This window comes from Amycolatopsis sp. CA-211722 (genome assembly GCF_056828465.1).
The window spans coordinates 5,327,963-5,339,604 of record NZ_CP184752.1 but is presented as its reverse complement, the minus strand read 5'-3'; the positions used below and the strand labels follow the sequence as shown (position 1 = coordinate 5,339,604).

At 72.8% G+C, this 11,642-nt stretch carries 6 protein-coding genes; 5 read left to right on the top strand and 1 reads right to left on the bottom strand.

All coding sequences use genetic code 11. The annotated features are described in order from the left end of the window. Window positions 1-253: 253 nt before the first annotated feature. The 5 genes from ACOCEP_RS25710 (at window position 254) to ACOCEP_RS25690 (ending at window position 8,905) form a co-directional block, all read left to right on the top strand. On the top strand, window positions 254-1,945 hold the full coding sequence (locus tag ACOCEP_RS25710; RefSeq protein ID WP_482331541.1) for a flavin monoamine oxidase family protein: 1,692 nt from the start codon (window positions 254-256) through the stop codon (window positions 1,943-1,945). A 19-nt stretch (window positions 1,946-1,964) separates the two neighbouring features. Next, on the top strand, window positions 1,965-3,377 hold the full coding sequence (locus tag ACOCEP_RS25705; protein WP_482331540.1) for a class I adenylate-forming enzyme family protein: 1,413 nt from the start codon (window positions 1,965-1,967) through the stop codon (window positions 3,375-3,377). A 27-nt stretch (window positions 3,378-3,404) separates the two neighbouring features. Next, window positions 3,405-4,343 carry an ACP S-malonyltransferase gene (locus ACOCEP_RS25700; RefSeq protein WP_482331539.1) on the top strand — a complete coding sequence of 313 codons (939 nt, stop codon included), beginning with the start codon at window positions 3,405-3,407 and terminating at the stop codon, window positions 4,341-4,343. Then, the gene (locus tag ACOCEP_RS25695; RefSeq protein ID WP_482331537.1) at window positions 4,340-5,884 is read left to right on the top strand and encodes an MFS transporter; all 1,545 of its coding nucleotides are present in this window, start codon (window positions 4,340-4,342) and stop codon (window positions 5,882-5,884) included. The genes ACOCEP_RS25700 and ACOCEP_RS25695 overlap by 4 nt, the downstream gene beginning before the upstream one ends. Window positions 5,885-6,160: 276 nt before the next feature. Further along, window positions 6,161-8,905 carry a LuxR C-terminal-related transcriptional regulator gene (locus tag ACOCEP_RS25690; RefSeq protein WP_482331536.1) on the top strand — a complete coding sequence of 915 codons (2,745 nt, stop codon included), beginning with the start codon at window positions 6,161-6,163 and terminating at the stop codon, window positions 8,903-8,905. Between the two features lie 7 nt (window positions 8,906-8,912). On the opposite strand, the gene ACOCEP_RS25685 is transcribed toward ACOCEP_RS25690, so the two are convergent. Then, on the bottom strand, window positions 8,913-11,636 hold the full coding sequence (locus tag ACOCEP_RS25685) for an AAA family ATPase (RefSeq protein WP_482331535.1): 2,724 nt from the start codon (window positions 11,634-11,636) through the stop codon (window positions 8,913-8,915). Window positions 11,637-11,642: the final 6 nt, after the last annotated feature.

Below are 11,642 nucleotides of genomic sequence, written 5' to 3'. Positions count from 1 at the left end.
TAGCCACAGCGGCCGCCGCCGACGGGGCGGAACTGTTCCACCGCCGGGTAACCGGCCGCTCCCCTGCCCGGTTTCCGTGCCGTGGGCAAGCGGTGGAAAAGGTATCCGGCGCGCCGGGACGGAATCGTTAACGTGGCTTTCGGCGAACCGGATTTCAGCGCCGAGACCCGTAGCCGCACGAGAACGCCGGCGTCAGCCGTGCCGGCCCGCGGTCGTCCGCGCGACGCCAGAACCAGTGCCGGAGGTAACGCCGATGACCCTGTCTCCCGTCGAAGAACGCATCCTGCCCGGCCCCCGCGCCGAGGCGGCGCCGCCGGCGAGCATGCTGTGCCCCGATTTCCCGTTCGCCTACGACGACTGGCTCCGCCATCCCGCCGGTCTCGGCCGCGTGCCACGCCAGGCGCACGGCACCGAGGTCGCGGTGATCGGCGGCGGCCTGTCCGGGATGGTGGCCGCCTACGAGCTGATGAAGCTCGGCCTCAAACCCGTGATCTACGAAGCCGAACAGCTCGGCGGCCGGATGCGCTCGGTGAGCCTGCCCGGCTACCCGGACGCCGTCGCCGAACTGGGCGCGATGCGCTTCCCGCCGTCCGCCGGGGCGTTGTTCCACTACATCGACAAGGTGGGCCTGGAGACGACGCCGTTCCCCAACCCGCTCTCCCCCGCGTCACCGAGCACGGTGATCAACCTGCACGGCGAGAACCATTGGGCGCGCACGTCCGCCGACCTGCCGCCGGTGTACCGCGAGGTCAACGACGCCTGGACGAAGACGCTCCAGGAGCAGGCCGACATGTCGCTGATGGAGGACGCCATCCGGCGCCGCGACATCACGACCATCAAGGCGCTGTGGAACCACCTGGTCACGAAGTTCGACAACGTGTCGTTCTACGGCTTCCTCACGTCGTCGCCGCTGTTCTCGTCCTTCGAGCACCGCGAGATCTTCGGCCAGGTCGGCTTCGGCTGCGGCGGCTGGGACACCGACTTCCCCAACTCCGCGCTCGAGATCCTGCGGGTGATCTGCACCGACACCAGCGACGAGCACCACCGGATCCTCGGCGGCTGCCAGCAGCTGCCGCTCGGGCTGTGGGCGGACGAGCCCGCCGATCTCGAGTACTGGCCGTCCGGTACCTCGCTGAAAAGCCTGCACGGTGACGAGCCGCGCCCGGCGGTGGTGCGGATCGACCGCACCGGCCGCGGGTTCACCATCGAGGACGCGGACCGCGACGTGCGCACGTACCCGGCGGCGATCTTCGCCGCGCAGAACTGGAACCTGCTCTCGGGGATGAAGAGCGACGATGCCCTGCTGCCGCAGCCGGTCTGGACCGCGCTGGAGCGCACCCACTACATGGGCGCGTCGAAACTGTTCGTCATCACCGACCGGCCGTTCTGGCTCGACCAGGACCCGGCGACCGGCCGCGACGTGATGAGCACGACGCTCACCGACCGCATCCCGCGCGGGGTCTACCTGATCGACAACGGCCCCGACGAACCCGGCACGATGCTGCTCTCCTACACCTGGAACGACGACTCGCTCAAGGTCGCGTCGCTGAGCCCGGACGAGCGGCTCGACGTGATGCTCTCCGCGCTGGCCAAGATCTATCCGGGCGTCGACATCCGATCGCACATGATCGGCCCGCCGATCGCGATCACCTGGGAGACGCAGCCGCATTTCAAGGGCGCCTTCAAATCCTGCCTTCCCGGCAGCTACCGCTACCAGCGGCGCCTGTTTACCCAGTTCATGCAGCGTGACGCCGCCGAGCACCACCGCGGCTTCTTCCTCGCCGGCGACGACGTCGCGTGGATCGCCGGTTTCTCCGAGAGCGCGGTCACCACCGCCCTGAACGCCGTATGGGGTGTCGTCGAGCACCTCGGCGGCGGCACCCATCCGGACAACCCCGGTCCCGGCGACGTGTTCGACGAAATCGCCCCGGTGAGCCTGGATTGACAGCGGAAAGGACTTCCCCATGTTCGCGAAGATCTATTCCCCCGACGCGGTCACCGGCGGCGCGGCCTTCGAACAGCAGGCCCTCCGCGTCGCCGAGGTGCTGCGGGACCGAGGCGTCGGCTCCGGCGACCGTGTCCTGCTCAAGGCCGACAACACGCTGGCCTATCTGACGATCCTCGTCGCGCTGATGCACGTCGGCGCTTCGGTGGTGCTCGTCGACCACATGGAGCACGCCGACCGCACCGCCGAGACGATCGCCGGTTCCGGGGTCGTGCTGGCCGTCATCGACGACGACGCGCCGATGCCGCCGGACGCACCGTCGGCCTACACCTACGAGATCATGGTCGCCGCCGCCGACCGGGCCCCGACGGACGTCCAGTTGCGTTTCGACGTCTGGGAAAAGCTGCCCGACAGTCTCGTGATGTGGTCGTCCGGTTCGACCGGCGTCCCCAAGGGCGTCGCCAAGAACGGCGCGCGGTTCCTGAAGAACCTCGAACGCAACGCCGACCTGGTCGGCCACGTCGCGGACGACGTCCTCCTGCCGCTGCTGCCGTTCAACCATCAGTACGGCCTTTCGATGGTGATGATCGCGTGGCTGCGGGACTGCTCGCTGGTGATCGCGCCGTACCGCCGCCCCGACCGCGCGCTGCGCCTGGCCGGACGCGCCGGGGCGACGGTCGTCGACGCGACGCCGTCCACCTATCGCAGCCTGTTCAACATCATCGGCAAACGCCCTGCGCTGAAGGAGGAATTCTCCCGGGTGCGCATGCTGTGCAGCGGCGCCGCGCCACTCGAACCCGGCGTCGTGGACCAGGCCGAAGAGCTGTTCGGTATGCCGCTGCTGGACAGCTACGGCAGCACCGAGATGGGCAACGTCGCCTTCGCCAACATCGGGAACCCGCGCGGCTGCGGGCAGATCGTCGAAGGACTGGCCCTGGAGGTCCGCGCCGACGACGGCACCGTGCTGCCCCACGGCGAGATCGGCGAACTGTTCGTCCTCGACCCGGATCTCATGGAGGGCTACCTCGACGCCGGCGGCCAGGTGATCCCCGTCGACCGCGGCTGGTACGCGACCGGCGACCTCGGCCGTCTCGACGCGGACGGGAACCTGTTCGTCGTCGGGCGCAAACGGGCGGTGCACCGCAACGGGCACACCCTGCATCCCGAGGTGATCGAGCACCGGCTGGCCGCCGACGGCTGCTCCGCGAAGATCGTCGCGCTGCCCGACCAGCGACGCGGGTCGAGCCTGGTCTTCGTCGTCGAGGACGACGCGCTGCGGGACTCGCGCTATTGGCGCGACCGGATCTGTGGTGTGCTGCCGCCCGCCGAGCAGCCGAACCGCGTCCTCGTCACCGACCAGTTCCCGTTGAACCGCAACGGGAAACCGGACCGGAAGCGGCTGGAGCACTTCGCCGCCGCCGAACAACTCTGATCCCCACCACGAAACCGGGTGTGCGCAGTGGAAAGTTCCACCGATGCCGTCCTGTTCCCCGGCATGGGCCCGGCCCGTGCCCGCGAACTGGGCCGCTTCCTCGTCATCGATCCCCTGGCCCGGCGCCTGCTCGGCGTGGCGGAGCGGGCACTCGGCCGCTCCCTGCTGGATCCGCTCGCCAGAACGGACGAGGAGTACAACGAGCACACCCAGATCGCGTTCGTACTGGCGTCGCTGGCGCTGGCCGAACGCGCCGAGCGGGAGCACGGGCTGGCGCCGGTCGCGGTCGGCGGCGCCAGCTTCGGGGAACGCGCCGCCGTGGCCCGCGCCGGCGCCCTTCCCGTGGCGGATCTCGTCCGGCTCGTCGACGCCGTCGCCCGGCGGGAACGGGAGTACTTCGAGACGACACACCAGGATCTCGTCAGTCAGTTCGTCGTGCGCACGCCGGGAGCGGCACTCGGCGGGATCCTCGACGGGATCGGCCACGAACTCTCCGGCCGGTTCGACGACGAGGTCCACCTGGTGACCCTGCGCGAGTCCGATTTGGACGAGTTCGTCCGCCGGGTCCGGGCCGCCGGCGGCTACGCGCTCACCACCATGCGTCCCGCGGCGCACGCGCGGACGCTCGGCGGACTGCGCGACCGGCTGGCGGAAGAGGTCTTCGGCGGATTCGGTTTCGCGGATCCGGAGCTGCCGATCGTGTCCGATCAGGACGGTGAGCCGGTCCGGACCGGCGACGAGGCGGCGTCGCTCCTGCTGGAGTCGACGGTCAACGCGGTCCGGCTGCCGGGGCTGGTCCACCGGTTCGCCACCCTCGGCGTCGGCCGGGTCCTCGTCGCCGGTCCGGACCACCTGCTGCACCGGCTGCCCGGGCTGACGTCGGCGTTCACCCTGCTGCGCGCCGACCTCCGGGACACCCTGAAGCCGAGACGGCGCGCCCGCCCGCGAGAGGCGGTGGCCGCATGAGCGCCAAGGTCCGCGACATCGCGACGATCATGGTGTCCTGCCTGGCACAGCTGATGGTCGCGATCGACATGACCGTGCTGCATCTGGCGGTCCCCGCGCTGACCACGCAGCTCGGCGCGTCGGCCGAGGAACTGCTGTGGATCGCCGACGTCTACGGGTTCGCCATGGGCGGCCTGCTGGTGACGATGGGCAATTTCGGCGACCGGTTCGGCAGGCGCCGGGTGCTGCTGATCGGCGTCGCGGCGTTCGCGCTGGGCTCACTGGTGGCGGCCTACGCCCCGAGCGCCGAGCTGCTCATCGCGGCCCGCGCGCTGCTGGGGATCGCGGGCGCCGCCGTGCTGCCGTCGACGACCTCCTTGCTGCGCGCGGTTTTCACCACGCAGCGGGCCCGGACGGCCGCCGTCGGGGTCACCGCCGGGGTTTCGGCCGCGGGTTTCGCCATCGGCCCGATCGTCGGCGGGGTCCTGCTGGAACACTTCTGGTGGGGTTCGGTGTTCCTCGTCAACATCCCGGTGGCGCTGCTGATCCTCGGCGCCGCCCGCGTCGTCCCGGAATCCCGGTCCAGCGGCCGGTTGCGGCTCGACCTGCCCAGTGTCCTGCTGTCCATCGTCGGGCTGGTCGCCGTCGTGTACGCACTGAAAGGCGCCTTCTACGTCGGGCTTTGGTACCCGGAGGTGCTCGGCGCGTTCACCCTCGGGGGCGCGTCCCTGCTGTGGTTCGCCCGGCGTCAGCGACGGCTGGAGCAGCCGCTGATCGACCTCGATCTGTTCCGGCGTCGCGGTTTCTCGGCCTCGGTCGGCTCGAATCTGGTGTCGGTGTTCACGATGTCGGCGTTCGCGCTGATCTCCAGCCAGTACTTCCAGCTCGTGCTGGGCTGGAGCCCGCTGCGCTCCGGGCTGGCGTTCGTGCCCGGTGCCGTCGCCGCGCTCGTCGCGGGCGGTGTCGTGGCGGCCAAGGCGGTGCGCCGGTTCGGCCGGGCGCCGACGGTCGCGGGCGGGCTGGCGCTGGCGTCGATCGGCTTCGGGCTGTTCGGCGCGATCAGCACGGACTCGTCGTACCTGCTGGTGCTGGCCGCGCAGGTGGCTTTCGGCGCGGGCGCCGGGCTCACGCTGACCGTCACCGGCGACACCATCCTCGGCACCGTCCCCCGGGACCGGGCCGGCGCCGCGTCCGCGATCTCCGCCACCGCTTACGAACTCGGCGGCTCGCTCGGGATCGCGGTGGTCGGCAGCGTGCTGTCGGCGGTCTACCACGCCGAACTGACGCTGCCCGCCGGGGTGCCGCCCGATCTGGCCGCGCAGGTGCGGGAATCGTTCAGCGCCACCGCCGCGGTCGCGACCGGCCTGCCCGAACCGGTGGCGACGGCGGTCCGGACCGCGGCCGAGGAGTCGTTCGTCGGCGGCATCCGCACCAGCATGCTGGGCAGCGCGGCGGTCATGACGATCCTCGCGCTGGTGGCGCTGCGGAGCCTGCGGGGCGTACCAAAGGTGATCGAGACCGATGTGCCGCCCCCACAACCCGCTCCGACCCCGCTTCCCTGACTTGGCGGGCGTCGCGCAGGTCCGGCGTCGAAGTACGTGAAGGCCCCCATACTTGCGCCTAGGTACATGAAGGGGTCCTTCACGGACTTGGCCGGGCGTGACCGTGTGGCGCGCCGCCCCGTACGACGAACGAGTCGACCGTGGTCCGCCGGGGCAACTATGCTGGCCGAAGGTGCCCCGGCCGCCTGACCTCCCGACCGCACGGTCCTCCTTGCGCCATGCTCGGAAAGACCGTCGCCCGGCCGCGCCGTGGTCCCGCGCCGGCCGAGGAGGGAAATGGGAGCGACGGCCGTCACGAGCGCCGGACCGGAGGACGCGCAGGCCGCGTTGGACCGGGTGCTCGCCGGGCCCGGCGCGATCTGGGTGGTGCACGGGCCGCCGGGCAGTGGCCGCAGCACCGTCCTCTCCGGTCTCGTCCAGCGCGGCCGCCGCGCCGGCGCCGCCGTGCTGGCCGTACCCGCCGGCCCCGAACCCGAGACAGCCCTCCTCCGGCTGACGACCCAGCTGGTCGAGCTGATCACCGCCCTCGCGCGCCCCGAGCTGGTCAGCATGCTCAGCGCGGTCGCCTGGCTGCGGACCCGGCTGGAGTCGGGTTCCGGTGCCGGGCCGCGGACGACGGCCCACGACCTGGTCACCGTCCTCGCCACGCTCGCCCCGCGCGGCCGCGTCGTGCTGCAGTTCGACGACTTCGACCTGCTCCCCCCGGATCTCGCCACCGTGCTCACCCTGGTCGCCGAGGGCGCCCGCGCCACCGGGACGGTCACCGTCGCGTCCGTGACCGGCCGGGACAGGCGGGACGGCCCGGTCGGCAAGGTGTTCGCGGTCGCCGACGGCACGATCGGTCTCCGGCCCCTGACCGCCGAAGAGACGACGGCGCTGCTCCCCGGCTGGACGACCCGCGCCGGGCGGATCGCGAGCGATCCCGCGTTCGTCACGACGGTCCGCGCCGCGCTCGGGCCGCTGTTCGGCAATCCCGGCACGGTCGGCGCGACGGTCGCGGGACTGCGCGCCACCGGCAGGCTGTCGGTCATCGACGAGCACGTGTGCCTGACCGGCGCGGGAACGCCGATCGTGCTGCCCGGCGGACATCCCGAGACACTCCGGCTGCGGCGGCTCGGGCCGCGCGCCCGCCGGCTGGCGGCCATCGTCGCGGTGCTGAGCGAGCAAAGCGCTCCCACCCTCGAAAGGCTGCCCTGGCTGGCTTCCGCGGCGGCGCTGCCGCCCTCCACCGCGGGACAGGCCCTCGACGATCTGGTCCGCGCCGGGATTCTCCGCACCGGGACCGGCGGCGCGATCGAGTTCGTCGTCCCCGCGCTGGCCGACAGGCTCCGGCTGGAGCACGGCACGCGCTGGCGCACCGCGCTGCACCGGCGGATCGTCCGGGAGCGGCGATCCGAGGAGATCGCCCCGTATCTCGCGGAGCTTCCGCCGTCGCCGCCGGATCCCGAGGCGGCGGGCCTGCTGCTCGAAGCGGCGGCGAAAGCCGACTTGCCGGCCGCACGCCGCTACCGGAGGGCGGCGCTGCGGCTGCTCGCTCCGGCCGACACCCGTTTCCCCGGAACGCTTCGCGCGCTGCTCGCGGACGGCCTCGCGGCCGGTGAGTACGGCGCGCTGGCCGACGACCTGGCGACCGTCGTCGCGCCGCGGCTCACCGGCGCCGAGCCGTCCGCCACCGCCCTGCTGTGCTGGCTGGGCGCGCTCGCCCACGATCAGCGGCTCGCCGAACTCGACGTCGTCCGGCCGCTGGCCACCGAGGTCGGCCGCGCCCTCGACGCGGGACACGACTGCCGCCGCCTGCTGGACGCGGTCAACCGGGCCGACCGGCCGGTGGCCGCCGAGGCGGTCCGGGCCCTCGCGCGGGCCGCCGGCGCCGAGGACGACCGCTTGTTCGCCCTCGGCGCGGGAACACTTCTCGGCTCCCTGCCCGGTGACGGGGGCAGACCGGCCGAAGAATGGCTGGTGTCGACGGACATGCCGCCACACGAAGACGTCGCCGAGGCCGCCGACGTCCTCGACACGGTCAGCGTGCTGAAGGTCCTGTTGCGCGGCCGCTACCAACCACCCTCGTCCGGGTTTTCGAGTGACTGGCACGCCGTCCGGCAGGCCTACCGCGAGGGCGAGTGGGACACGGCGTTGTCGCTGGCGCGGCGGCTCGAAGGGGGCCGCCTCTGGTGGGACCCACCTCGCCGCCACCGGTTCGCGAGCGTGTTCGCCGCGGAGATCTGCGCCCAGCGCGGCCGGCCGGACCGAGCGGCGGAGTGGTTGCGCCGCTTGCCTTTCCGGACGTCCGCCGACGCCTGTGCGGCCTGGGTGCGCTGCCGCCTGCGCCAAACCGAAGGAAGGCACGACGAGGCGGTGGAGCGCGGCTGGCGGGATTACCTCGACTGCCGCGAACGCGGCGTGCGGGCGGGGATGGAACGGCTCCTCGCGCGGCTCCTGTACGGCGCGCGGCGCCACGGTGACACCGAGAACATGACCCGTCTGCTCGCCGAGCTGGAGAGCCTCGCGACCCGGTGCCCGACCGCGTCGGTCCAGGAGGCGGCCCTGGTGTGCGGCGGTCTCGTGCGCGGAGACCTGGAATCGGTACGCGCGGGGATGAAACTGGCCCGGCAGTCCGGCGACGTGTTCCGCGTCGCCGAGGCGTGCACGGCGTTCGGCGAGGTGAGCCCGGCCCCGGCGCCGTCACTGCTGGAAGCGCACCGGACGCTGGAGCGGCTCGGCGCGGTCGCCGAGCTGACATCCGTTTCGGCGCTGCTCGACCGGCACCGCATCGCCTTCGCGCCGGAGGAGGCGGACCGGACCGGCCGGGCGGCGCTGGATCCCTTGGAGCGCCACATCGTCGGCCTGATCGCGAGCGGCCACACGAACCGGCAGATCGCGGCGGCCCTGCAGGTCAGCGAGAAACGCGTCGAAGCCCGGTTGACGTCGCTGTTCGAGCGCACCGGCAGTCATTCCCGGGTGGAGCTGGCCGCGGCGTGGCTGCAGGGCCGCCTCGGCACGGCGGCGCCCGCCGGATCCTGACCGGGGCTCACCCCGCCCGGTGGCCCCGCATCGCCGCCGCCAGCTGGGCACGGCCGGTGATGCCCAGTTTGCGATACGAACTGGTGAGATGCTTCTCCACCGCGCGCACCGTGACCTCCAGCAGTTCCGCGATGTCGCGGTTGCGGCGCCCGGACACCGCCAGCTCCACCACGCGCTGCTCGGTCGCGGTCAGCAGGCCGTCCGCCTGATCAGGTGGCTCCCCGGAGCCGGTCAGCCAGCTCGCGCCGCATCCGGCCGCGAGGCTCCGTCCCTCCAGCAACCGTTCCCGGGCGTCGGGCCCGGATCCCCGTTCGCCGAGCAGTACCAGGGTGCGCGCGAGTTCGAGCCGGTCTCCCGAGCGGGCCAGGGTCTCCGCGGCCTCGCGCAGCACCGGGACGGCGTCCTCGTCCCGGTCGAGCAAGGTCGCGCGGATCCGCAGCGCGCGTCCGATCGACGACGGCGCGCCCCACGACAAGGCCCGCTCGACCTCGCCCTGCGCGACCGCCTCGGCCCGCTTCGGATCGTCCGTCGCCGCCAGCAGCAGCGCGATCTGACCGCGCAGCGGCAGCAGCACCCGGTTCCCGAACCGCTCCAGCTGATGCACGCAGTCGAGGAAATACTCGGCGGCCGCGGTGTGATTGGCCTCGGTCAGCGCCAGGGTGCCGTAGGCCAGTGACCGCAGCCAAGGGTCGTGGTCGGCCTCCAGGTTGTCGACGAGCAGCCGGGCGAGCGCCGGATCTCGTTGCTCCATCGCGATTTCGGCCAGCACACGCATCGCCGTCATGGTGATCCCGACCCGGCTGGGGCCCGCCGAGGCGAGCACCGCCTGCGCCCGGTCGCGGGCGACGCCGAGCAGTCCCGTCGCCGAGGCCACCAGCGCCTGGCCCGCCCAGGCGACCAGCGTCGGGAGGTCGGGGTCGGCGGCGGGGCCGCACGCCGCCGCGAGCCACGAGTCCACTCCGTCGAGCGAATCCGCCGCGGCCAGCACCAGCACGGTGAGCGGGAACGTGGTGTACATCTGGTCCGGTGAACCGGGTTCCCGTTCCAGCACCTGCCGGGACAGGTCCACAATGGACTCCCGGGGCGCGGCGCCCGCGACGGTCATCAGGTACAGCAGGACCGCGACCAGTTCCCGCTGGGCCGAAGACCCCTGGGCGGGCGCGGGACCGAGTTCGGCCAGCCGGTCCGCCGCCGCGTCCCCCGCGCCGGGCACTCCTCGTTCGAGGTAGCGAAGCCGGGCTTCCATGCGCAACGCCGCTTCGGCCGCGGCCGGGCCGGGGACCTCCCGCAGTTCCACGAGCACCTGCCGGAGACGGCGGACGTCCGCGGCGAACCGGAGCCCGGCCACCACCGGGAGCAGGCCGAGCGCGAAGGCGCGATCGACCGGATCCCGCATCAGGCCCAGCGCCTGATGCAGATGCCGATGGGCGGCGGGCAGGTCGTAGCCGCGTTCGACGGCGGCGAGATCGACGAGCAGTTCCGCGCGGTCGGCGCCCGGATGCGCCAGCGCGTGCCGCAGGTACTGGGCGGCCGTGCGGGGCGACGAGTTGGCCAGCGCGGCACTGGCCGCGGTCCGCAGCACGTCCGCGGCCCACGGCTCGGGTTCGGCGACCGTGGCGAGCAGCTGACGGCCGATCTGTTCGACCGGCCTTCCGTTGCGATACAGGACGTTCGCGGCACGCAGGTGCAGGCTGTCCTGTTCCTCGGCGCTCAACTGGTCCGCGACGAGATCGCCGGCCATCCCGCCGGCGAACCGCAGCAGGCCGTCGGCGGGGGTCTCGACGATGCCCAGCCGCCGCAACGCCCGCAGCGCCGCGTCGAAGTCCGGGGAATCGAGCCCGGCGAGTTCGGCGAGGACGCCGGACTCGGTCTCCTCGCCGAGCGCGGCCATCGCCTTGGCCACCGCGCGGACGTCATCCGGCTGGGCGCGCAGGCAGCGGGTCAGCCGGGCCGCCGCGGGCGAGGGACGCAACGCGCCGAGTTCGGCCGCGGCCAAGGCGACCGGGCGCAGCCCGTGCCCGAGCATCGTGTTGACCAGCGCGTCCAGCAACATCGGCGAACCACCCGTGCGGGCGAGGCAGGCGTCCGCGAACCCGGGGTCGGGTTCGGCTCCGCAGCGGGCGGTCAGGTAGGCCCGGACACCGGCGGCCGAGAGCGGCGTGGCGTGCACCGTGCGCGCCGCGGTGCGGGCGATGTCCTTGACCACGATGTCGTCGGCGGAATCGTCGCCCTCCAGCAAGGTCGCGACGACGAGAACCCGCAGCCTGCTCATCCGCTTGGCCAGATACGCGAGCCAGCGCGCCGAAGCCGCGTCCGCCCATTGGAGATCGTCCACGAGCAGGGCCACCGGGCCGGTGTCGCGCACCATTTCGGTGAACAGCTCCAGCAGCTCGTGCAGCACGAGGTGGGCACGGCGCGGGTCGGGCGGGTCGGCGGGGAACTCGCTGTCGGCCCGGACGGCGGTGAGCAGTTCCCCGCGACGGCCCGCCTCCAGCAAGGGTTCCAGCAGCAGCCAGACCACGCCGTGGGCGACTCCTCGTTCCAGCGGTGTCGCCGCCGCCCGGACCACCCGCACCCCCCGCGCGGCTGCCTCCTCCCCCGCCGCGTGCAACAGGGCGGACCGTCCCGCCCCCAGTCCGCCGCGGACGACGACGAACTCGCCCGCCCCGGCACGGGCTTCGGCGACCGCCCCGGCGATCGCGGCCAGCTGATCCGCTCGCTCGATCATCATGACGGC